Source organism: Shimia sp. MMG029 (genome assembly GCF_027947445.1).
Classification (GTDB): Bacteria; Pseudomonadota; Alphaproteobacteria; order Rhodobacterales; family Rhodobacteraceae; genus Shimia.
On record NZ_JAQJIM010000002.1, the window covers coordinates 360,212 to 383,234 of the forward strand.

Genomic DNA, 23,023 nt, shown 5'->3' on the forward strand with positions numbered 1-23,023 from the left:
GTTATTCGGTCACAACCAAACGCGACGCCGCGGTGTTGGCGCGGTACTGCGGGCGATACATGTCTTCAACAGACGCCGCTGGATGGTGGTAGCTGCCGGGACTTACAGCACGCACCATATAAGCCAGTTGAAACGGCTCCGCCGAACGCCAATCCACCGCCGCCAGAAAGCGATCTGCGCGGAACTCAGTGTTGGCCGCCTCCACAGGTTGCAGCCAATCCATGTCACGCAAATCCCCCGCCGCCAGCAGGTTGGGATTGTCGATTTCAAAACCTGCCGGCAATGGGTCATTGACCATCAAACGCGCCCCACCGTCGCTTGCTGGCGCAACTGTCAGCACAGTCACAAAGCGCTCTCCAGCGCGTACTGTTTCGAGCTCAACAGGTTGACCCTCCAAAGAAAAATATGCGCGTTCAAGCCGATAGCCATAGGACCGCGCCTCCGTTGGATAGGTTGGCACACCCACGGTGGTCACAGTCACGACCTGGGGCACGTCGCCCGCGTTCGTAAGGGCGACCTCTTGTGACACATCTTGATCCTTCAAACGCTGCAAAAGCGGCCCATTCAACGCTTTCCCATTCAGAATCAGCCCATTGGGACGTTCATCCTCAGTCAACGCATGCGCCGCCATCAGCGACCACACCGCCTCTTGAGTGGATCGCTCCGGCCTATCCGCGGCCACTTGGTGCAGCAAGCCGTCTATATCGATCGCCTCACTACCGGCTGCAACCGCCAGCGCAACCGCGCCTGCAGCATCGCGCAGGTCGGTGCCATAATCGACGCGCCAAAGCGGTGTCTCTTCGCGACCCTCCTGCGCTTCGATCTTACGCGCTGCCGTGCGGAACATTTCGTCCGCACGCATCTGATCACCATAAAGCGCCAAGGCTGCTCCCAACTGCGCAGCAGCCAGCGGCGTGGCAAAAGCTGTCCCTTTCACATCGGCGTAGTAGCGCAGATCGCCCATAGCAGCGGCACCTTCACGTGCCAGCACCATCAGGGCATAAGCCAAGTCCTCGCCACCGCTGTCAAAATCCGGGGCATAGTTCACACGATTGCGCAGGTTGTTCATCGCCTGCTTGAATGCCGGATCAGGAACCGCATGCCCCTGCGCGCGTGCGCGCGACAGAAAGTCAGTGACATAAGCATCGAGCCAGAAGTCACCGGACTCAGGACGCCAAAGACCAAAGCTGCCATTGCTCGCCTGACGCGTCAAAACAAGCGAGATCGCCTCAGCTACGCGTGCATCAATATCTTGATCCACTCCAAGCCCCAAACCACTTGCCACATCTTCAAAATAGAGCAGCGGTAGGGTTTGAGAGGTCACCTGCTCAGTGCAGCCATAGGGGTAACGGTCCAGCGCCTGCAGCAAGCCCGGCGCATCAAAGCGCGACAGCGCGCCAGAGGATACCACCGCTTCCGCACTACCAACGCGTAGGTCGGCGAACAAATCCTCCCCCAACGACAGTGTTTCACCTGCGGCCAGCGTGAGTTGCCGAGTTTCGCTCACCGCCGGATCATTGGCCCGCACGGGCAGCGTGAGAGATTTGACCAAGGTCTTACCATCGGGTGTCGTCAGCGAAACCCGCACAGCATGATCGCCAGTTTCCAGCGCGGTGAGCGGAATAGAGAAGCTCTGTGTCCCCTGCGCAGCGAGATCAAACCCCGAAGGAATCGCAGCCGCATCAAGGGCAACGCTCGCGGCTTCCACATCTAGTCCCATCCGGCCAGCGGCACCTTCGGCATGAACAAACTCCAACAGCAACCGGCTCTGATCACCCGGCGCAAGGAACCGCGGCAAGCTGGCCGTCACAACAACCGGATCACGCACCAGCACCTCAGCCTCTGCCTGGCCAACGCCTGTTTGAGACCACGCAACCGCCATCAAGCGCACCGAGCCGTTGAATTCGGGGATATCAAACTGCACATTCGCAGCCCCATCCTCGCCAACCGTGACAACACCGCTAAAGTAGGCAACCAATTCTTCGGTTGGCGGCGGCGAGTCAAAATCTCCTGCCGCATTGGCATCACCACCAGACCGCAAGCGCCCCATGGCCCCACTCAAGCCGTTGATCAGGCGACCATAGACATCGCGGACCTCCATACCCAATCGGCGTTGACCAAAGTAATGTCCCGACGGATCAGGACTTTCAAAACTGGTGAGGTTGAGAATCCCAACATCCACAGCTGCCAAAGTCACATAGGCCGTTTCGCCAGGTTTCACGCCATCCACTTGCAGCGCCACATCAAGTGGACCGCGCGGATCCATCACATCAGGTGCAGCGATAGTCACCGCTAGCTGCTTTTCTTCCGGATCGACCTGCGCATATTGCAAACCAAGCGCACGTGCAGGGTTTTGCCCTGCTGGCGCGTTCCCGGCCCGAATGACAGATGCGGTGACATAAGCGCCCGCCCCCCATTCGTCTGTCACATCCAGGTCGATCAGGTTCTCGCCCTCCTGGACCTCAACGGTTTTCATCGCGATGAGCCGGTTGGACATCACAGAAATCAAGGCTGTCCCGGCATAACGCGGCACAAGGCGCAACTGCGCGGCCTCGCCACTGCGATAACGCTTTGCATCCAGAGACAACTCAAGCGTATCGGGGGTTTCGGTCGCATCAACAGGCGCGTACCACCCCGCATCAAACGTGATCGCGGTGGAAACATAGTCACCGCCGTCTTGGGTCACAACGATCTCATAGCGGCCCCAATCAACATCTGCGCTGACCTCCAACGGCGCACCGTCGAGCGTTACGGACCCGCTCGCCACAACCTCGCGCGTGGTTGTGGGCTCCCACTCCCAGCCGCCATTGAGCTGATACCACTGGTAATGCGTGCGCAGACGGTTCACGGCCCAATTGACAGGCATGGCGGCGGGGGTCAGATCGGCATCAAGCGCAAGGAGCTCAAAGCTGGCCTGGCTGCCTTCCGGCACAACGTCCTCGCCAAAACGCGGCTTGATCCCCACCATCGGTGTTGTCGCGGCGACCGGATGGCCAATGCGGCGTTCCACTGGTCTGCCAGACCCTTCCAACACGCGTACGGCCACCTCCGCAATCAGGGCACGGCCTTTGGCCTCTTGCTCCGGCAATGGCACAAAGATATCTGCCTGACCTTTGCTGTCTGTCACATCGCCAGAGAAATACTCGGTCTGGCCATAAAACGGCAGATCATAACGGCCGAAACGGAAGCCCGGATATTCCTCAAGCGTGTCGCGCGCTTTCAGTGTCACCTGCCCTTCCACATCCAGATTGGCAGCAGGAGCGCCAAAAAGGTATCTGGCACTTAGCGCCAATGGGCTCGGATTTTGCACGTCAAAAGCACCATCTGGCGGGGTCAGGTCAAAGTCGATCCGCTCAGGCAGGAAGTCTTCAACAAGCACCTTGGCTGTCGCCAAGGCAGGCGCTTCCAGATCGGACTTAAGCGCCAGTGACCAGCGCCCACGCGGCACAGTTGCGCCTAGGGGCAGTTCAAAAACATGCCCGCCAGCGACACCATCAACGGAAATCCGGCGACTGTATTCCACACCATCCGGACGCGTGAGAATGGCCGTCAAGGGCAAGGCCGGCAGCGCCTGGGCACGATCACCGCGCGCCAAGGCGGTCACATAAATCGTCTCACCCACACGATAGGCCCCGCGATCTGTGGTGACATAGACATCAATTGGCGGCGTAGCGGGGCGTCCTTCAACACCGCGATCTGACAAATCAAAGGCAGGGTCTGTCAGGGACAGGAAAGAAAAATCATCACCCTTTTGCACCATAAGCAGTGCAGGCGACGCGCTGCCGGCACCACGGGTCAGACCTGCATCAAAAACAGCATACCCCTCATTGTCAGCCACTTCCTCCGCCAAAATGCGATTGGCGCGCGACAGCAACGTGACCGTCGCACCGCTTAACGCCCCTGCATCGGACAGCTGTCGCACAAACACGTGCAAACCGTCGCTGCCACTTAAGCTCGAAATCCCGATGTCAGACAGAAGAAACCACTGCGTCGCCGATGTTTCATCATATTTGTCGGCGCCCGGCACATCCGCCGTCAGTGCGTAGACACCTGCAGCCTGTCCAGCGACCAGATCAGCCATTGGCAGGCGCGTTGTCATGGTCTGATTGAGCGTGTTTTCTACTTGTCCAGTGCCGGTCCATACGGTTTCTGCAACATCACGATCAAAGTCCTCCATCTGCCAATAGCTCAGAGGTTGCCCAAAATACCCGTCCTGCATGGCACGCAAAATATTGCGATCGTTCACCCGCTGAAGCGTCAGGGACACTTCGTTGAGGTTAACAGTCTCAATGGGTATCCCCGCATCAGAACTGCGCGGCAAAACATAAGCTCTGCCTGCAAACGCAACGCGCGGGCTTCGATCGCGTACATACGCACGGACATCGGTGTCGCGTACAAGGCTCTCCCCGCTTTTTGCCGGCAGCCCTTCCCTGAAGGTGACCTGAATGTCCTGCCCGTGTGCCAAACCTTCCACGCAGATACGCCGCTCTTCCACACGAAGTGCCAATCGGGCATCGGGCAATTTCACGTAAGGCGTGTAATCCTGACCGGCCTCGATGAGCGCTTCGTTGAATTCCGCGCACAAGCGCGGGGCTTCCAAGTCGCTTTCAACTTGGTGATCAGAGACGCGAAAACCGTATTTTCCAATGGCATCTTCCAGTTTCTCCAGAATCTCACTGCGTGGGTTGATCGTCTCGGCAAGACGCAGGCTACGCAGCACCGCTTTGCCCCGGTCTTGGTCTTCCAGACGCTCGGCCATCAACACCAAAGCGTTCACTTGCTCCGCGTCTGAGGTGGCGCGCAGGTATGCATTTATAGAGGCAAGGTAAGCTTGCTCTTGATACCTTCGCGTCTCAGAAGTGCGATCACCGCGCAAACCAGCATTGAGCCGACCATACTCCAGCCAAAGGTCACTGCGATCCGCTTTGCTCAGCGCGCCACCTGTCCAACGCATTGCGCTCAACATGTTGCCTTCGGCGCGCCGCTCTTTGGCCGCCTGAAGCATATCAGCAACCGCCCAAGGGCCGCCTGCGTGCCTGCGCCCGATGTTGGCAGCGAGGTCTTTGGCACGAGTAAGATCATTCTCGGAAAGGAACCCCAAATCTTTGCCCCGAGCCCGAGCTGTCTTCAGGATTGTATCCGAAGCCGAAAACACCTCAGCCGACACGGCACCATCGTAGGGCTGCCGCTCATTGACTTCAGATTTTGGAAAACACGCATTGGAGCGCTGGTTGAACGTAAAAGCCACACATTCTGGCCTGCTGAGGCAGGTCTGTGCGCAAGCCTCATAAGTTGTATCAAACAGGTTTTGCAAATCGGATCCGTAGAAATCGACATCGCGACTCACCACCAGGCGCTTCTCCGGCACATAGCTTTCTTGTGCTTTCGCCGCCGTTCCCGCCATCGCAAACAGCCCAATTGCTAAAATCCGCAGCATTCTATTCTCCAACAATCAATAACTTGATCGTGCCATGTCACAAACCTGCATTGCAACGATGCAAACACATCCCGGTATTAAGCAGATGTTCATCGACTGACAGGAATATGGCCTCTAACGATAAGACGGCTTGAGGATCGGCGTATGTCGCTGGCGCAAAAACTTGCTGACGAACGGCGTGCCCGTTTGGCGGCAGAACGCTTGTTAGAGTTGAAAAAGCGTGAGCTTTATGCCGCCAACCGCAAGTTGGGCAAACATGCTGCGCAACTCTCAAACGAAATTGTGGAAGCCCGCGCGACAGTTGAGACTGTTACCAAAGAGAACAACAAGTTTCGGTCTGATCTGGAAACAGCTCAGGAACGCGCAGATAAGGCAGAAAGACGTCTGTGGCATTCCCTTTCCACAATCCGAGATGGCTTTGCCTTCTTTGACGACAGCGGCAAAATGATTGCCGCCAATCCCAGCTATCTGGCAATGTTTGAGGGTGCCGACCACATAAAACCGGGCGTGTCTTATCAAGAGATCATGGAATTTGCGGCACATGAAGGGCTGTTTATTCTCGAAGACACCTCTCCGGAAGACTGGTGCACGATGATGGAGCAGCGCTGGCACGCAGAAGAGCCAGAACCTGTGATCGTTCAGCTTTGGAATGAAGAGTTTCTGAAGCTCATCGATCAACGCGACCTCGGGAATGACCGGGCCAGCTTGGCCATGAACATCACAGAGTCGGTTCGCAACGAAGCGGAGTTGCAGCGTGCGCAGCATGAAGCCGAAGCGGCGAGCCAGGCCAAATCTGCGTTCTTGGCCAATATGAGCCATGAACTACGGACACCAATGAACGGTGTTGTCGGGATGGCCAGCCTGTTGATGGACACAACGCTGACTGAAGAACAGCGTTTGTTTGCATCAACCATCAAGAACTCGGGCGAGGCACTGCTGAACATCATCAACGATGTCTTGGACTATTCAAAACTGGGCACCGAAAATGTCGGGCTGCGCAATGAGACCTTCGATCTGGAGCGTTGCATCCATGAGGTAATGACGCTGCATCAGGTGTCTGCCCGCGAACGTGGGCTCGAATTGCTGGTCGACTACGACCTGTTCCTGCCAACCCAATTTGTTGGCGACATTGGACGCTTCCGTCAAATTCTCACGCATCTTGTTGGAAACGGAGTGAAGTTTACACACACCGGCCATGTCTTGGTGCGGGTTGTTGGCGTAATCACAAACGATGGGTCTAACGCTGTGTTGCATATCACAGTTGAGGATACAGGCATCGGTATTGCAGACGAACAGCTGGAACACATCTTCGGAGAATTCAATCAGGTCGATACAAGCCAAAACCGTGAATTCGAAGGCACTGGGCTTGGTCTTGCACTGACAAAACAGTTGGTCAACCTGATGTCCGGCGAAATTTGGGTCGAATCCGCATTGGGCATGGGTACGTCTTTTGGGTTCCGACTGACGCTACCGATCGAAGAAGACTGCGATCATCTTCCCATCCCACTGCCCGACAATATTCAGCATGTGCTCGTTGCCTCCGACACCGAAGTGAACAGCGATCTGCTCAGAAAGCAGCTTGAGCAAATGGGCGCAACGGTAACGATCTGCACAGATCAGTCGCAGGCAATGTTGCTTGCACCTCATGTGGACCTGATTTTGGCAGATCATGCGGCGGGCGACATTGATGCCCGACAGTTGAACCGTGACATGCTTGAGCAGAATTTGGCGACGCCCATTGTTGCGTTGACCTCTGATCCCAACAGTTTCGCGGATGTTGATGACCTCGGGCTTATCAAAAGCCTGCTGCCCAAACCCGGTTCCCGCGCAGAGCTGAATCTCGGAATTGCAAAGGCGGCTTTGGCCAGCCCCAACAACAGCATTCCAGGCAATTCAAGTGCCCGGCGACGCATGCGCATTCTGTCAGCAGAGGACAACAAAACCAACCGCTTGGTGTTGGAGAAATTGCTCAAGCCACTCGACATCGAATTGATGTTTGCGCATGACGGTGTCGAGGCGGTGGAGCGGTACGTTTCTTACTCACCGGACCTTATCTTTATGGACATTTCCATGCCACGTATGGATGGCACCGAGGCCACAAAGAAGATCCGGGCGCTGGAGACAAACAACAACCGCCGGACCCCAATTGTGGCGCTCACAGCATTGGCCAATGAAGGCGACGAAGAGCATGTGCTCAGTAACGGGTTGGATCGCTACCTGACAAAACCCCTGCGCAAATCTGAGATTTTCAAAGTGATCTCAGAAATGCACCCAGAAGAAACGATTGATCCGTTCAAAGACAATTCAGAGGCAATCGCCAGCTGACGCCCTTCACTTGGCTTCAGGGTAGTCCCTGAGAAACACCCAACGGTCCCCTTCTGACATGTCGTCCTGAAAACGATAGCCGCCATAGTCAAAGCTCTTAAGCCCTTCGGGATCCTGAATGCGATTGTGGATCATAAAGCGCGCCATTGAACCACGTGCTTTCTTGGCAAAGAAAGACACTATTTTGGCTTTGCCATCTCGCTCTTCCATGAAGACCGGGGTGATCACGCGCATTTTCAACGCCTTAAGATCCACCGCTCCAAAGTATTCTTGGCTGGCACAGTTGACGAGCGTGTCGGTATTCAAAGCTTCTGCCTGTGCATGCAGGGCCTTTGCCGGAGCAGTCCGCCAGTAGTCATAGAGCGACGCTCCGCGGCGGGTCTTCAGACGGCTGCCCATCTCCAGCCGATAAGGCTGAATCGCATCCAGCGGCCGCAACACACCATATAAACCTGACAAAATGCGCAGATGGTCCTGAGCCCAGGTCATTTCCTCTGGTTCAAGACTGGCCGCATCCAATCCCACATAGGTATCACCAGCAAAAGCATGAACCGCAGGGCGCGTCATGTCTGCATCGGGCTCTGCCTCAAACGCTTTAAATCGGTCGCGGTTCAGGCGCGCCAGATCTTCGCTTAAATCCATCAGCTTGCGCAGCTCACCCAATGTCAGGTTCCGCGCTGTTTTCGCAAGGCGTACAGCGTCTTCCTGAAAATCTGGCGCGGTCACAGGGCCGTCAACAACGTCCCAATTCAGGCGTTTGGCCGGAGAAATCACAACAAGCATTCGGCAGCTCCATCTGGTTTAGAACTCTTCTAATCCGCTCGATGCAGAACGTCCAGAAAAGCTGCACCAAATCGGTCTGCTCGCCGATCCCCAAGCAATCGCTCCATGTCCTGAGAGGTACGCGGCTTTTGGCTCGCGATTTTCGCCAAGAGCGAAGCTGAACAGCTCATTGGTTTGTCAATTCCGGTAGGGCCACGCATCAGCTGTGACTGCGCCTCCAACAATTGGTCATAGAGGTCAGCATCCTGCCGTCCTGCAATTTTACGGCGGCTGGGGTGCATTTGCTCTGCCTCGCCGTTGATCACTTCCAAGAACGCATCGCCATAATTGGCAAGTTTCTTGGCTCCGACCCCACTCACCCTTGCCATCTCATCAAGATCTGCAGGCCGTGTTTCTGCCATTTCTGCCAATGTGCGGTCAGGGAAAATCACATATGCAGGCACTTTGGCTGCTTCTGCCAAGGCGCGCCTTTTGGCTTTGAGCGCAGACATCAACGGGGTGTTTTCTTCGCTCACAAGTGTCTTTGCGGCGGGGCGACGCGACGTGACACGAATGGTATCGCGACGCAGCTCAACGCGTTCTTCATCACGCAATACCGGACGCGCGCGCTCTGTCATCGTCAGGGCACCGTGGCGTTCGGGATTTGGTCGCACCAGATCGTGCCCCATCATCTGCCGGAACACCGCTTGCCACTGGCGCTTGTCAAATTCGCCGCCCACCCCAAAGGTTGGCAGCGCATCATGGCCGCGTTCGCGCACTTTATCGGTTTCATTACCAAGCAAAATGTCGATCAAATGGCCGGTGCCAAACCACTCGCCTGTCCTCAAGATCGCCGAAAGCGCTTTCCGAACAGCTTCTGTGCCGTCAAAAACTTCGGGCGGCGTATCGCAGAGGTCACATTTGCCACAAGTGACCTCATCTTCGCCGAAGTACTTCAGCAACTGTTCACGACGGCACTTCAGCGCTTCGGCCAGCCCCAACAACCCGTTGAGCCGCGCATGATCTGCGGCGCGGCGCTCCGGCGGGGCAAGCCCCTCATCAATCTGGGAACGGCGCAGACGAATGTCATCCGGGCCAAACAGCGTAAAGGTCTCTGCTGGCGCACCGTCCCGCCCTGCCCGGCCAATTTCCTGATAATAGGCCTCAATGGATTTTGGCAAATCGGCATGGGCCACCCAACGGATATCGGGCTTATCTACCCCCATGCCAAAAGCCACAGTGGCCACAACGATCAAGCCATCTTCACGCTGAAACGTCGCCTCTGTTTCACGCCGTTCCTGCGGGTCCATGCCCCCGTGATAAAACAGCGCCTGGTGACCGTCTTCGCGCAGCGCTTTGGCAAGGCTTTCGGTTTTCGCGCGGGTCCCGCAATACACAATACCGGACTGCCCCTTGCGGGCTGCCGCGAACTGCAGGATCTGGCGGCGCGGGTTGTCTTTCGCAGCGAACGCAAGGTGTAAGTTGGGGCGGTCAAAACCGTGCAGGAACACCTGCGGCGTACGCCCGTCGAACAGGCGTTCAACAATTTCGTCGCGCGTTTCTGCATCTGCGGTGGCGGTGAACGCGGCAATTGGAACATTCAGCGCGCGCTGCAATTCTCCGATGCGTAGATAATCTGGGCGAAAGTCATGCCCCCATTGGCTGACACAATGGGCCTCATCCACGGCAATCAGGCTCACGCCAATCTTGCGCAGCATGCCCAACGCGGCGCCGGAGGCCAATCTCTCAGGCGCGATATAAAGAAGTTTGAGCCGCCCGGCTTCGATTGCGTCCCAAACTTGGGCTGTCTCTTCATCGGTATTGCCAGACGTCAACGCGCCGGCCTCAACACCGCTTTCCCGCAGCGCACGCACTTGATCCCGCATCAGAGCAATCAGCGGGGATATCACAACCGTGACACCATCCCGCAGCAAGGCCGGGAGTTGAAAACAGAGAGATTTACCGCCACCCGTGGGCATGATGGCCAGGACATTCTCGCCCGTAGCTACAGCATTGACGATCTCTTCCTGCCCAGGGCGGAAGGCGTCAAAGCCAAAAACATCACTGAGAACGGTGCTGGCGGCCCGCATTGTTCACCTTATTTATCTGGGCAATCTGCTCTGAGCAGTTGTCCCATAGTGTCCAAGCGGGCTCAAGCCCGAACAACGATTTAGAACAGGATCGCAGGCAGGATGTAATCACGCAGAGAAATGATGATCACAAAGACCACCAAAGGCGCCAGATCCAGAGGCCGCGTGTCCGGCAAGATCCGGCGGACAGGTTCATAGATTGGCTCCAGCAAACGGTTCAGACCGGTCCAGATTTGCGCCACAATCGGCTGACGCAAGTTGAGCACCTGAAAATTGATCAACCAGCTCATGATGATATGCGCCAGCATAAAGAAGAAGGCGATGTCCAAGATCAGCTTCAGCGGACCGTAAATTGCCATCATGAGAGGCTCCTTTGCTTTGATTGGCTCACAGTTAAGCGCGACGGGCAAAAAGCACAAGACTGACGCGAGGAAGTCGGTTGACGAAGCGTATAAAGCGCCGTTCAAGAGCGCCAAAGGAGAGACCGATGTATCCAATCATGCGCATGGTCAAAGAGCTGATCAAATACCGCAACGCTGCGCCTTTACCGCTGACTGGCACACATGTGTCCTCTCACCGTTGCTGGCCCTCAGATATTGATCTCTGGATGGAACTCAACAATGGCCGCACCCTGACATTGTTTGATCTGGGGCGCATCCCATTGGCCAGCCGCATCGGGCTCGTACCTGTTCTCCGCCAAAACAAATGGAGCCTCACCATGGCGGGTGCGTCTGTGCGCTACCGCCGCCGCATTCGCACATTTGAGAAAATCGAGATGCGCAGTCGAACCGCTTTCTGGGATGAGCGCTTTGTCTACATCGAACAATCGATGTGGAAACAAAATGGGGAGTGCGCAAACCACGCGCTATATCGTGCGGCAGTGACAGATCGAAATGGCATCGTATCACCGGCGCGTGTGATGGAAGCGCTTGGCAGTGCAGAAAGCCCGCCTCCTGCGCCGGAATGGATCCTCGCCTGGATTGAGGCGGAGACCACCAGACCATGGCCCCCCATGCAGGAATAGCTTGCTCTGGTTGAGTATCCCTGTCTAATTGACGTCAAAATCCGAAGGGGATGCGGATGGAAAAAACAACGACGCGCAAGCGCATTTGGGGTTGGTTCTTTTTTGATTGGGCGAGCCAGCCATATAACACGCTCCTGATCACTTTTATTTTTGCGCCCTATGTCAAAGACTTGATCGGCGATGGCGCGAAAGCACAAGCAGCATGGGGTTTTGGCATTGCCGCCGCAGGTGTGATCATTGCCGTTCTGGCCCCTGTGTTGGGTGCTATGTCAGACACCTCAGGCAATCGCTTGCGCTGGATCTGGCTGTTCTCGGTAATGTATGTGGTTGGATCTTTTGGGCTGTGGTGGGCGGCGCCAGACAATTTCAACCTGACATGGACATTAACGCTCTTTGCGATCGGCATGATCGGCATGGAGTTCGCCACAATTTTTACCAACTCGATGCTGCCGGATCTTGGCAGCAAGGAAGAAATCGGACGGATTTCAGGAAATGGTTGGGCCTTTGGCTATGTGGGCGGTCTGATCGCGCTTGTGATCATGCTCACCTTATTTGCCGAAGACGCAAAGAGCGGCAAAACGCTGATAGGTCTGGACCCAATGTTTGGTCTGGATGCAGAGCAACGCGAAGGCACCCGCGTTGTCGGTCCTCTTACGGCAATCTGGTATGCCATTTTCATGATCCCCTTTGTGCTTTGGGTTCGCGATCCGCGGCCGACCAAGCCTAGAAAAGGCGCCGTGGGCAAAGCACTTACCAATGTTTGGGGAACGGTCCGCAGCCTGCCCAAAACGCCGTCCCTCTTTGCCTATCTTGGCAGCTCAATGTTTTACCGCGACGCCCTCAATGGCATGTATACTTTCGGAGGCATCTATGCGGCGGGCGTGCTGAACTGGTCGGTTGTGGATGTGGGCATCTTCGGCATTCTGGCAATCATTTCCGGCGCTATTTTTGCGTGGCTTGGCGGGAAGGCTGACACACAATTTGGCCCAAAGCCGGTGATCAAAACCTGTATCCTGATGCTCTGTGGGGTCGCAATTGCGACCATCTTTGTGTCGAGAGAAAGCGTTTTGGGCATCGCCGTGGAGCCTCAGTCCAAACTGCCAGACTATGCCTTCTATGTGCTGGGCATCGTGATTGGCGCGGCGGGCGGTGTGATTCAGTCCGCAAGCCGCACAATGATGGTGCGCCAAGCCATTCCGGAACGCACTGCAGAGTCTTTTGGTCTCTATGCTCTGGCGGGCAAAGCCACGTCTTTCATCGCCCCATTTTTGATCGGTATCATGACCACGGTATCAGGCAGCCAACAGATTGGCGTCACGCCGCTCATCGCTCTTTTCTTGTTAGGCCTGATCCTGCTACGCTGGGTTGACCCAGAAGGAGATCATGCAAAATGGGGCCGCGCCTCCTCATCCTCCTAACACTGTTTGGCCTGATAGCCTGTCAGAGCGATACGGATACAAAACCCACACTTGCGGTTTCGACGCAGCAAGAAGTGCCCGCGACAATGCAAGGGATTGCCGCCAAACAATTGTTTGGCGCAAAGTCTGATGGTTCAAATCAAAGCAGTGCATCCTTTGGCAGCTATGCAAAAGGATGCCTTGCAGGCGGTGCTGAACTTGCTGAAACGGGCCCAACCTGGCAAGCGATGCGGCTTTCAAGAAACCGCAATTGGGGCCATCCTGAAACGATCTCCTACATTCAGGACCTCTCCGTTAAAGCTGCCCAGCAGCCGGGGTGGAACGGCCTTTACATTGGAGACATCAGCCAGCCCCGCGGCGGGCCGATGTTGTCAGGTCACCGTAGCCACCAGCTTGGTCTTGATGTGGATATCTGGATGCGACCGGCGGATCGGCTCAATCTAAGTGTCGGTGAACGCGAGAGTATTTCCTCGACATCCATGCGGCGCAGCAATGGGGCTTATGTCAACAGCAGCTGGACGCGACAGCACCACGAGATCCTGAGGGCCGCTGCGAAGGACTCTCGCGTGGCCCGGATTTTTGTGTTTCCCGGCGCAAAGGTGCAAATGTGCGAGGACGAAAAAGGCGATCGCGCTTGGCTTAGGAAGATCAGACCGTGGTGGGGGCATCACTATCACTTCCATGTGCGCCTGAATTGCCCAGCAGGGACGCAAGGATGCATCAATCAAGATCCTCCGCCAGCAGGTGACGGCTGTGATGATGCCAGAAAATGGGTGCAGGACATTCTCTTCCCACCGCCGCCGCCACCGCCAGATCCCAATGCGCCCAAGCCGAAACCACGCCGTGACCTTCAAATGACAGATCTGCCTCGCCAATGTATCGCCGTCTTGCAATCTCAATAGTTGCCTGCCTCACGCTTTCTGCGGGATTTGCGCTTTGGGCGGAAGCGGGCAACCCAAAGACTGGTGAGGCGGACCACCTGTCGACCTATCGCTGGCAAATACATGAGGGCTGGTTCGGCGGGTTTTCAGGCCTTGAAGTGTCTGACGACGGGACGCGGCTGGTGACCATTTCTGACAGAGGCCACATTGTGGCCGCCGATATTTCACGTGCGCGTGGCGACATTGTTGGTTTGGTCAATGTCACACAATTCAAACTTCTGAACCCAGAGGGCGCCTTTCCGGCGCAACCGACCCGTCGCGATAGCGAAGGGTTGGCGCAGCTTCCGAGCGGGCAATTGGTCGTTTCCTATGAGGGGCACCATCGGCTGGAACGCAGGGCATCCCCAGATGCGCTGCCTGCCCCACTTCCTCGAGATGCGTGGTTCAAGACCATGGCAGCGAACTCAGGCTTTGAAGCGCTCGCTGTCAGCAGCGATGGGAGACTGTTTGCAATGCCAGAAGCCGCTGTCGAGGACACGAATCGCATTCAGGTCTACACGCTACTGGGGTCTCACTGGCACCCTGCCTTTACTTTGAGCCGGGATGCAAAGTTTCAACCCGTGGGTGCTGATTTCGGACCGGATGGCAGATTCTATGTTCTCGAACGTGGCTTCAACGGGATCGGTTTCCGCACGCGTGCCCGCAGTTTCCGTATCGATGGCACCGAGGCAAACGATGAAAAACTCCTGTTTCGCAATGGCATAGGTGGCCATGACAACCTCGAAGGCATTTCGGTCTGGCGCGACAGTGATGGGCGCATTCGTCTTACCATGATCTCGGATGACAACTTCAGACTGATCCAGCGTACAGAAATTGTGGAATATGTCATTCCTCAATAAAACTTGATTTGCCCTCTCCTCACTTATACACGCCTGACGTCCTGCGATGCGCGTGGGGCCAAGTCGCCGCTACCTTGTCAAAACGGGCTAAAGCTTATGAACAAGACCTATCTTCCTGGCATTCTTGCCATGGCTGCCATCGTGGTGGCCTCCAACATCCTTGTGCAGTTCCTTTATGGCCAATGGCTGACATGGGGTGCATTTACCTATCCTCTCGCTTTCCTTGTGACCGATGTGATGAACCGGGTGTACGGCGTTTCCGCTGCGCGCCGTGTGGTTCTGGTCGGCTTCATCGTTGGTGTGATCTGCTCCTTTATCGGTACAAAGATCATGCTGGAAGGCGATGGCTTCACCTATCCGGCCGTGACGCTGCGGATTGCGATTGGCTCTGGTTTGGCGTTCCTGACCGCGCAACTGCTTGATGTTGCTATCTTTGATCGCCTGCGCAATGGAGCTTGGTGGCGGGCGCCGCTGGCGTCCACGCTGATCGGCTCTTCGCTGGATACCGCGATTTTCTTCACCATTGCCTTTAGCGGCGCACTCTCCTTCATCGAATCTGGCAACGACGTGAGCTGGGCCGGTGAAATGCTGCCGCTTCTGGGCGCTGGTCCAGTGGCCCCTCTGTGGGTCAGTCTTGGATTTGCTGATTGGATGGTCAAACTATCGCTTGCTTTGCTCGCTCTTGTGCCATTCCGCATCATCGTGGGGTCTTTGACTGCGCGCACCACATGATTTTGTTTGACATATCTCCAACCTGTGGCAGGCTGAAGATACGCGAAACAATCTGAAAGGAGGTGCCCATTGTCTAGAGAAGCTATGGAGAACGGAGTCGGAACAGTTTGGAAGGAGTGCAGCTGAGGCAGCCCTTGGCTGACATAAGATCCGAATTGGTGTTGACCTAACCGGCGCACCTCCAATCATCTCGAAGGGCTGTTTCCAACGCGGGAAGCAGCCCTTTTTGCTGGCGTGTTAACCGCTTTTATCGGCAAAAACCCCACATCGGTATTGCGTCGGTATTGCGACTGTATTGCGTAGGTGGAATTTTTGGGCGCATAGAAAAGCACAGATCTTAACCCACCGGCCGCGCAACGCGGGGAGCCCCATGCTGAGAATCAGCGATGACATCACGATTGAGGACTGGGAGCTGACCGAACAGTTCGTCCGTGCCAGTGGGCCCGGCGGGCAGAATGTGAACAAGGTCTCCACCGCTGTTGAACTGCGATTTGAGGCGGCGCGCTCGCCGAATCTGACCGCGCCGATCAAGGCACGGCTGAAACGTCTGGCCGGACGTCGCTGGACAAAAGACGGCGCGCTGATCCTGCAATGTGATGAAACCCGCAGCCAATCCCGCAACCGCGACATCGCGCGCGAGCGTCTGGCCGAGTTGATCCGCAAAGCGCTGGTGGCACCCAAACGCCGGATCAAAACCAAACCCACCTATGGCAGTCAGCAACGGCGGCTGAAGGCCAAAAAGGAACGGGGCGAGGTGAAATCCATGCGCGGCAAAATCCGCGGCGAGGACAGCTGAACCCAACCACGCGTCGTGCCATTACGAAATTACCACAAAACCCCGCTTGGCATGCCCGGACGATCAACCTAGGGTCGCGCCCAAATTGGGGAGACTGACATGACCAGCAGCATTGAACGCCGTGCCCGGCTTTTGGGGCCACATATGACCACCTTCTACAAAGAGCCTGTGCATGTGGCGCGCGGCGAAGGGGTTTGGCTGTGGGACACCGATGGCGCGCAATATCTGGACTGCTACAACAACGTGCCCCATGTGGGCCATTGCCACCCCAAAGTGGTGGAGGCGATTGCCAAACAGGCAGCGGTTTTAAACACCCATACACGCTACGTGCATGACGGCATTCTGGAATACGGCGAAGCGCTGACTGCGAAATTTGACCATGATCTAAGCAGCATGGTGATGGTCTGTTCCGGCTCTGAAGCCAATGATGTGGCGCTGCGCATGGCGCAGGCGATGACCGGTAAGACCGGGGTGATCACCACCGACAACACCTATCATGGCAACACCTCTGCGGTGAGCCAGCTGAACAGCTCCAAAGTGCCGATTGGCGGTTTTCAGGAGCATGTGCAGCGGGCGCCGGCGCCAGACAATATGATGCCGCCCGGCGGCACACGCGAAGGTCAGGCGGCGGCTTTTGCCGCAGGCGTGAAACAGGCGATTGCCACATTGGAAGAAAACGGCCACGGCGTTTCGGCGCTGATCGTGTGCCCCTATTTTGCCAATGAAGGCTTTCCGACGCTGGAAGAGGGGTTTCTGGATGAGGCGATTGCGCTGGTTCGAGCGGCGGGTGGCCTGATCATTGCCGATGAGGTGCAGCCGGGCTTTGGCCGGATTGGCAGCCATTGGTGGGGGCATCAGAAACTGAATTTTGCGCCTGACATCGTGACGCTGGGCAAGCCGATGGGCAACGGACACCCGGTGGCGGCAGTGATCACGCGCCCAGAAATCCTGACCTGTTTTCAGGAAGGGTTCAAATATTTCAACACCTTCGGCGGCAACCCGGTGAGTGCGGCAGCGGCGATGGCTGTGCTGAATGTGGTTGAGGACGAGCAGCTGGTGACCAATGCCAAGACGGTGGGCGACTACACGCTGGATCTGCTTGGCGCCTTGCAGGCGCGCTATGATGTGATTGCGGATGTGCGCGGCTCTGGCCTATTTCTGGGCGTAGAGCTGTGGCGTGATGGCAAACCTGCGACCGAGTTGTGCGATGCTGTGGTTGAAGCGATGCGCCATCGCGGGGTCCTGCTGCACACCGAAGGGCGGTTTGACAACACGCTGAAGATCCGCCCGCCCTGTGTGTTTGACAAGGCAAACGCGGATCAATTGGTCGATGTGATGGACGCAGCACTCGGTGCAGCACTGGGAGCAGTGGCATGAACGAAGCACAAGCCTTGACCGCCGCGCAGGACGCACTGACAGCATGGGGCGTGTCCGCAGCACCCCGGCTGATCAAAAACCGTGAAAACATCGTGTTGGAGGCGGTCGGCCCTGATGGGCAACGCGCGGCGCTGCGCCTGCATCGGCCCGGCTATCAGAGCGATGATGCGATCCGTTCTGAACTCTGGTGGTCAGAAGCGCTGGTGGCGGCGGGCATGACCGTGCCACAACCGATCCGCACCCTCGCCGAGGATGTGCTCGCCACGGGTGGCGCGCGGGTGGCCTCGCTGGTGACATGGCTTGAGGGCGAACCGCTGGGCGAAGGCGGTGTGCCGCTAGCGATGGATGCGCCAAGGCAAGACGCGCTGCATGAAGCGCTTGGCGCAGAGCTGGCCCGCCTGCATGTGGCGAGCGATGCGATGACGCGGCCTGACGCCTTTGAACGGGTCACTCTCGATCTGGAGGCGCTGCTGGGTGATAATCCGGCATGGGGCCGGTTTTGGGAGAACCCCAGCCTGACCGCAGAGGAATCCGCGCTGCTGCAAACCACCCGTGACACGTTGCGCGACGTGATTGCCGCCCATGCTAAGGCAGGCGGTGACTTTGGCCTGATCCATGCGGATGCGCTGCGGGAAAACGTGCTGGTGCAGGGTGATCAGGTGCGGCTGATTGATTTTGACGACGGTGTCTTTGGCTTCCGCATGTATGAGCTGGGCGTGGCCATGTCGCAGAACTATGACCAGCCCAATCAGGATGCGCTGGGGGCGGCCCTGCTGCGCGGCTATGCCTCTGTGCGTACGCTGCCGGATAACGCGGCTGCGCTGCTGGAAGCGTTCACTTTGATGCGCGGTCTGGCGAGCTGTGGCTGGACGATCGGGCGCTATGCAGATGAGGACGCAGCGGTGCGCGACTATGCAGAACGAGCGCTGGAAATGGCGCGGCGGTGGCTGGGCTGATCGTGTAAATCAGCCACAGACCAGAGTCGGCGCATTCAGACGATCACATCCATTTTGTCCTGTGCGCCGACGCTGAACACACGTTTGTAACGGTCGATTTCGTCCTGCGGCCCCATCGCCTTGTTGGGGTTGTCAGAGAGTTTGACCGTAGGGCGGCCATCCGCCTTGATCGCCTTGCAGACCAGCGAGAACGGCGCGAGGCCATCATCGGGGGTGAGACCGCGGAAATCATTGGTGAGCAAAGTGCCCCAGCCGAAGGACACGCGCGCGCGGCCGGCAAACTGGGTGTGCAGCTCGGCGATTTTGTCGGTGTCCAGACCATCGGAGAAGATGATGAGTTTCTTGGTGGGGTCTTCGCCGCGCTCTTTCCACCAGCGGATCGCGGTTTCCGCACCTGTGGCGGGATCGCCGCTGTCGATGCGGATGCCGGTCCAACCTGCGAGCCAATCCGGCGCGCGTTTCAGGAAACCTTCGGTGCCATAAGTGTCTGGCAGGATGATGCGCAGATTGCCGTCATGTTCCACATGCCAGTCTTCGAGCACCTTATAGGGCGCGCGGGCTAGTTCCTGATCGGTGTCCGCCAGAGCAGAGATCACCATGGGCATTTCATGGGCGTTGGTGCCAATCGCCTCCAAATCGCGTTTCATGGCGATCAGGCAGTTGGAGGTGCCGACAAATTTGTCGCCAAGCCCCTCGACCATGGCCTGCACACACCAATCCTGCCATAGGTAAGAATGGCGGCGACGGGTGCCAAAATCGGCAATGCGCAGATCCGGCAGGGTGCGCAGGTGATCGATTTTTTCCCAGAGTTTGGTCATGGCGCGGGCATAGAGCACCTGCAGCTCAAACTTGCGCATGTCATGCAGCACGGCGCGGCCGCGCAGCTCCATCAGTACGGCCAGCGCGGGAATTTCCCAGAGCATGACCTCATGCCATTTGCCCTCAAAGGTCAGCTCATATTGGCCGTCGCGCTTTTCCAGATGGTAGTCTGGCAGGCGCATGTTCTCAAACCACTCCATGAAGTCGGGGCGGAACATCTGGCGTTTGCCATAGAAGGTGTTGCCGCGCAGGAAGGTGCTTTCCCCGCGTGAGAGCGACAGTGACTTGATGTGATCGAGCTGTTCGCGCAGCTCGCCTTCGTCGATCAGATCAGCCAGCCGCACTTTGGAGGAGCGGTTGATCAGGCTGAATGTGACATGGGCATCGGGGCGGTTTCGGAAGATCGACTGACACATCAACAACTTATAAAAGTCGTTGTCGATGAGAGAGCGCACAATTGGATCAATCTTCCATTTGTGATTCCAGACACGGGTTGCGATATCGACCATCTTGACTGGCCCCCAAATTCACAGATTTTGCTTTTGATACCGACAATAAGACCCGGCTCCAAGCCCATAAGGCGGGCTTAGGCCTCTAAAGGTTCCGCATCGCGTGTTTCCAGCACGCTGGCGAGGGTCTCAAGCAGTTCTGCACGGCGCAAAGGCTTGCTCAGGAAGCTGTCCATTCCCGCCTGCATGCAGGCTTCTTTGTCGCTGCGATAGGCGTTTGCGGTGATGGCGATGATTTTTGGCTGCGGGATGCTGAGCCGACGAATTTCGCGCGTGGCGTCCAGACCATCCATCACCGGCATAGACATGTCCATCAGCACAACATCGGGCTCTTCACAGATGGTTTTTGCCACCGCTTCTGACCCATCTTCGGCAATCACCAGCCGGATCGGCAGTGACTTCAGCATTTTTTTGATCAGCAGCTGGTTGGTGCGGTTGTCCTCTGCCAGCAACAAGGTGATCCCTTTGAACACAGTTTCATCAGGAAGATTCTGGGCGCAGGTTTTGCTTTGCTCAGGCGCGCGCGCCTTCAAGATGTTCACATCAATTGTGAAACAGGATCCAAGCCCCAGCGTGCTGGTCGCGGTAACGTCGCCGCCCATCATCCGCGCCAACTGACGCGAAATCGCAAGGCCAAGCCCGGTTCCGCCAAATTGGCGGGTGGTCTCGGCGTCCGCTTGTTCAAATTGCTCAAAAATATGCGACAGCCTGTCAGATGAGATCCCCATGCCTGTGTCACGCACCTGAATGGTAAGGCCACCTCCGCCCTTGCGGCATGCGACATCAACATCGACGCTGCCAAATTCCGTAAACTTAATCGCGTTGCCGATCACGTTCAGCAGGATCTGACGCAGGCGGCCATGATCCCCCAGCAGATACTGCGGCAGCCCCTCCTGAATGTTCACATTCAGTGCCAGATCCTTGGCATCGGCCTGTGGACCAAGCAAGGTGCTGATTTCCTGTATGAAGGTCGGCAACTCAAAGCGGGTGGGATTGATTGTGACACTGCCATCTTGCAGCTTTGAATAATCCAGAATGTCATTGATGATCGTCAGAAGCGCCTCAGAGGAATGCCGGATGGTTTGCACGTAGAGCGCATCTTCGGGCCCCAAGTCGGAGTCTGCGAGCAGATCCGCCATGCCAATGATCCCATTCATAGGTGTTCGGATTTCGTGGCTCATATTGGCCAAGAAAATGGTCTTTGCCTTTTCACCAATCTCCGCAGCGCGCTTGGCCTCTGCCATGTCCGTTTCGTAATTTTTCTGCTCTGTGATGTCGCGCTCGATTGAGACATACACTTCCAATTGGCCGTCCTCATCAAAGACAGGCGCGGCATTGCTTTCAACCCAAAAAGGTTTGCCGGATTTGGTATAGTTCAGATTGACCGTCTGTGCGCTTTCACCGGTTAATACCGTATCTGAAAGTTTCTTTTGCACTGTGTAATCAGACTCTGGGCCATAAAGAAATTCGCCGGGACGTTTGCCGAGCACCTCATCCAATGTGTAGCCGGTGCGTTTGGTGAAGGCGGGATTCGCCCAAAGTATGCGGACTTCTTTGTCCAGCATCAGCACGCCTTCGGCGGCATTTTCTGGAATGGAGGCAAGACGACGGGTTTCGCGCTGCTGGGCAAGCAGTGAGGCGTTTGCCTTGGCCAGCGCCAGCGCTTGTTCAATCTGCCGACGCTTTTGCTTGAGATCGCGAAAGCGGCCCTTGGTGACATATCCCACGAACGGCAGCATCGCATAGACCACCATCCCTGTGGCCGCCATATCAAACAGCAGCTGCGTGCCATCGTGACTGCCCAGATAGAAATTCGCCAAGTAAAGCAGGGACAACGCGAGCGCAAAGACCGACAGCCGGATCAGTGAGGCGGTGCGATGGAACGCCAGTGACATGATGGCGTTGATCGCACCGGCGATAAAGTAGCTGATACAAACAAGTAGCCCCGCTTCGCCGGGGATGTTGAACCACATCACTGAGACAAAAATCGACAGACCGCAGGCCTGAAACAGCGCAGTCAGACTGGTTTGAAAGAAGATGGTATCGGGGGAGGTACCCGCCTTGAGCCGCGCGCTGACCCGACGGAGCAGCATCAAATCCACGATCTCGCCAATCAGCGCGGCAGAGAAAGCCAGCAATCCGATCTCGATAGAGGATGCCATCATCAGCATGACAGCGCCAATTGCGACGATCATCTGACGGTTTACGAAATGACGGCGACGCCCCCGCGCGTATCGCGCCAGCCGACCGGACCGCGTGTTGCTGCGATCAAAGTTGGCAAGCGCTTGTCTTAGTTCTCGTATGCCTGCTGACATGCGCAGATCCCTAAAAGTAACACACTGTTAATGCCTCGAAAGAGTTAACAAATTCCAAATTGTTAATATTAAATTTTAGCAACACCCGCGGACTGCATCGCTTGCCATGCGGCGGCAAGCGAGCCGTCCAAATCAATCGCGCGGCATAGGTCCGCCTGAACACGGACTTTAAACCCAAGTCGCGCCGCATCCTGCGCGGAGAAGTTGACACAGAAATCAGTGGCCAAGCCTACAAGTGTCAGCGCCGTGACGCCCCGGGTGCGCAGATAGCCCTCCAGCCCGGTGGGCGTGTTTTGATCATTTTCAAAAAAGGCGGAATAGCTGTCGATCGCGGGGTTCATGCCTTTGCGAATGATGAGATCCGCGCGGTCAATATCCAAATCCTTGTGAAAGGCCGCCCCTGCACTGCCCTGCACACAGTGATCTGGCCAGAGCACCTGTGGTCCATAAGGCATTTCAATCATATCATAAGGCGCCTTGCCGCTGTGGCTGCTTGCAAAGGAGGAATGCCCCGATGGGTGCCAATCCTGGGTCAGCACTATGGTGCCAAAATCCTGCATACGCGCATTGATGCCCGGCACAATCTGATCGCCCTCAGGCACCGCCAATGCGCCACCTGGGCAAAAATCATTCTGCACATCGATGACGATCAATGCTTCGGACATGGTGCTCTCCTCATTGCT

General features: G+C 56.7%; 16 protein-coding genes. 9 read left to right on the forward strand and 7 right to left on the reverse strand.

The genetic code is table 11. The annotated features are described in order from the left end of the window. Position 1: 1 nt before the first annotated feature. Positions 2 to 5,437 (reverse strand): alpha-2-macroglobulin family protein, encoded by a 5,436-nt coding sequence (locus PJL69_RS08505; RefSeq protein WP_271309266.1) that lies wholly within the window; start codon positions 5,435 to 5,437, stop codon positions 2 to 4. A gap of 144 nt (positions 5,438 to 5,581) precedes the next feature. Between PJL69_RS08505 and PJL69_RS08510 the strand changes: the two genes are divergently transcribed. Next, positions 5,582 to 7,762 carry a response regulator gene (locus tag PJL69_RS08510; protein WP_271309267.1) on the forward strand — a complete coding sequence of 727 codons (2,181 nt, stop codon included), beginning with the start codon at positions 5,582 to 5,584 and terminating at the stop codon, positions 7,760 to 7,762. A gap of 6 nt (positions 7,763 to 7,768) precedes the next feature. On the opposite strand, the gene yaaA is transcribed toward PJL69_RS08510, so the two are convergent. The 3 genes from yaaA to PJL69_RS08525 all read right to left on the reverse strand — a co-directional run bounded on the left by yaaA (position 7,769) and on the right by PJL69_RS08525 (position 10,976). Beyond that, positions 7,769 to 8,545: a peroxide stress protein YaaA gene (gene yaaA / locus PJL69_RS08515; RefSeq protein ID WP_271309268.1), complete on the reverse strand. Its 777-nt coding sequence runs from the start codon at positions 8,543 to 8,545 to the stop codon at positions 7,769 to 7,771. A gap of 29 nt (positions 8,546 to 8,574) precedes the next feature. Further along, positions 8,575 to 10,614 (reverse strand): DNA helicase RecQ, encoded by a 2,040-nt coding sequence (gene recQ / locus PJL69_RS08520; protein WP_271309269.1) that lies wholly within the window; start codon positions 10,612 to 10,614, stop codon positions 8,575 to 8,577. Positions 10,615 to 10,694: 80 nt separating this feature from the next. Continuing rightward, positions 10,695 to 10,976: a YggT family protein gene (locus PJL69_RS08525; RefSeq protein WP_209097171.1), complete on the reverse strand. Its 282-nt coding sequence runs from the start codon at positions 10,974 to 10,976 to the stop codon at positions 10,695 to 10,697. 125 nt (positions 10,977 to 11,101) lie between these two features. On the opposite strand from PJL69_RS08525, the gene PJL69_RS08530 reads away from it, so the two are divergent. From PJL69_RS08530 to PJL69_RS08565, 8 genes are all read left to right on the forward strand, one after another. Then, entirely contained in the window at positions 11,102 to 11,638 is a 537-nt protein-coding gene (locus tag PJL69_RS08530) for an acyl-CoA thioesterase (RefSeq protein ID WP_271309270.1), read from the forward strand. Between the two features lie 56 nt (positions 11,639 to 11,694). Beyond that, positions 11,695 to 13,056 carry an MFS transporter gene (locus PJL69_RS08535; RefSeq protein WP_271309271.1) on the forward strand — a complete coding sequence of 454 codons (1,362 nt, stop codon included), beginning with the start codon at positions 11,695 to 11,697 and terminating at the stop codon, positions 13,054 to 13,056. A gap of 86 nt (positions 13,057 to 13,142) precedes the next feature. Continuing rightward, positions 13,143 to 13,958: a penicillin-insensitive murein endopeptidase gene (gene mepA, locus PJL69_RS08540; protein WP_271309414.1), complete on the forward strand. Its 816-nt coding sequence runs from the start codon at positions 13,143 to 13,145 to the stop codon at positions 13,956 to 13,958. Then, positions 13,931 to 14,836 carry an esterase-like activity of phytase family protein gene (locus PJL69_RS08545; RefSeq protein ID WP_271309272.1) on the forward strand — a complete coding sequence of 302 codons (906 nt, stop codon included), beginning with the start codon at positions 13,931 to 13,933 and terminating at the stop codon, positions 14,834 to 14,836. Before mepA ends, PJL69_RS08545 begins: the two co-directional genes overlap by 28 nt. A 96-nt stretch (positions 14,837 to 14,932) precedes the next feature. Continuing rightward, on the forward strand, positions 14,933 to 15,568 hold the full coding sequence (locus PJL69_RS08550) for a queuosine precursor transporter (protein ID WP_271309273.1): 636 nt from the start codon (positions 14,933 to 14,935) through the stop codon (positions 15,566 to 15,568). A gap of 370 nt (positions 15,569 to 15,938) precedes the next feature. After that, on the forward strand, positions 15,939 to 16,364 hold the full coding sequence (arfB, locus tag PJL69_RS08555) for an alternative ribosome rescue aminoacyl-tRNA hydrolase ArfB (RefSeq protein WP_209097177.1): 426 nt from the start codon (positions 15,939 to 15,941) through the stop codon (positions 16,362 to 16,364). Between the two features lie 99 nt (positions 16,365 to 16,463). Continuing rightward, the gene (locus PJL69_RS08560) at positions 16,464 to 17,741 is read left to right on the forward strand and encodes an aminotransferase class III-fold pyridoxal phosphate-dependent enzyme (RefSeq protein WP_271309274.1); all 1,278 of its coding nucleotides are present in this window, start codon (positions 16,464 to 16,466) and stop codon (positions 17,739 to 17,741) included. Next, entirely contained in the window at positions 17,738 to 18,697 is a 960-nt protein-coding gene (locus tag PJL69_RS08565) for a phosphotransferase enzyme family protein (protein WP_271309275.1), read from the forward strand. The genes PJL69_RS08560 and PJL69_RS08565 overlap by 4 nt, the downstream gene beginning before the upstream one ends. A 35-nt stretch (positions 18,698 to 18,732) precedes the next feature. Here the strand turns inward: PJL69_RS08565 and pncB are convergent, their stop codons facing one another. The 3 genes from pncB to pncA all read right to left on the reverse strand — a co-directional run bounded on the left by pncB (position 18,733) and on the right by pncA (position 23,005). Continuing rightward, positions 18,733 to 20,025: a nicotinate phosphoribosyltransferase gene (pncB, locus tag PJL69_RS08570; protein WP_209097180.1), complete on the reverse strand. Its 1,293-nt coding sequence runs from the start codon at positions 20,023 to 20,025 to the stop codon at positions 18,733 to 18,735. 77 nt (positions 20,026 to 20,102) lie between these two features. Beyond that, the gene (locus PJL69_RS08575) at positions 20,103 to 22,340 is read right to left on the reverse strand and encodes a PAS domain-containing hybrid sensor histidine kinase/response regulator (RefSeq protein WP_271309276.1); all 2,238 of its coding nucleotides are present in this window, start codon (positions 22,338 to 22,340) and stop codon (positions 20,103 to 20,105) included. 68 nt (positions 22,341 to 22,408) lie between these two features. Further along, a complete protein-coding gene (gene pncA / locus PJL69_RS08580) occupies positions 22,409 to 23,005 on the reverse strand; it encodes a bifunctional nicotinamidase/pyrazinamidase (protein WP_271309277.1) in 597 nt (198 codons plus the stop codon). Between the last annotated feature and the right edge of the window lie 18 nt (positions 23,006 to 23,023).

Coding starts and splice junctions, on each gene's coding strand:
- PJL69_RS08505 (WP_271309266.1), bottom strand. CDS start 5,437: ATGCTGCGGATTTTAGCAATTGGGCTGTTTGCGATGGCGGGAACGGCG.
- recQ (WP_271309269.1), bottom strand. CDS start 10,614: ATGCGGGCCGCCAGCACCGTTCTCAGTGATGTTTTTGGCTTTGACGCC.
- PJL69_RS08510 (WP_271309267.1), top strand. CDS start 5,582: ATGTCGCTGGCGCAAAAACTTGCTGACGAACGGCGTGCCCGTTTGGCG.
- pncB (WP_209097180.1), bottom strand. CDS start 20,025: ATGGTCGATATCGCAACCCGTGTCTGGAATCACAAATGGAAGATTGAT.
- mepA (WP_271309414.1), top strand. CDS start 13,143: ATGCAAGGGATTGCCGCCAAACAATTGTTTGGCGCAAAGTCTGATGGT.
- PJL69_RS08560 (WP_271309274.1), top strand. CDS start 16,464: ATGACCAGCAGCATTGAACGCCGTGCCCGGCTTTTGGGGCCACATATG.
- PJL69_RS08550 (WP_271309273.1), top strand. CDS start 14,933: ATGAACAAGACCTATCTTCCTGGCATTCTTGCCATGGCTGCCATCGTG.
- PJL69_RS08565 (WP_271309275.1), top strand. CDS start 17,738: ATGAACGAAGCACAAGCCTTGACCGCCGCGCAGGACGCACTGACAGCA.
- PJL69_RS08530 (WP_271309270.1), top strand. CDS start 11,102: ATGTATCCAATCATGCGCATGGTCAAAGAGCTGATCAAATACCGCAAC.
- PJL69_RS08525 (WP_209097171.1), bottom strand. CDS start 10,976: ATGATGGCAATTTACGGTCCGCTGAAGCTGATCTTGGACATCGCCTTC.
- PJL69_RS08535 (WP_271309271.1), top strand. CDS start 11,695: ATGGAAAAAACAACGACGCGCAAGCGCATTTGGGGTTGGTTCTTTTTT.
- PJL69_RS08575 (WP_271309276.1), bottom strand. CDS start 22,340: ATGTCAGCAGGCATACGAGAACTAAGACAAGCGCTTGCCAACTTTGAT.
- arfB (WP_209097177.1), top strand. CDS start 15,939: ATGCTGAGAATCAGCGATGACATCACGATTGAGGACTGGGAGCTGACC.
- pncA (WP_271309277.1), bottom strand. CDS start 23,005: ATGTCCGAAGCATTGATCGTCATCGATGTGCAGAATGATTTTTGCCCA.
- PJL69_RS08545 (WP_271309272.1), top strand. CDS start 13,931: ATGTATCGCCGTCTTGCAATCTCAATAGTTGCCTGCCTCACGCTTTCT.
- yaaA (WP_271309268.1), bottom strand. CDS start 8,545: ATGCTTGTTGTGATTTCTCCGGCCAAACGCCTGAATTGGGACGTTGTT.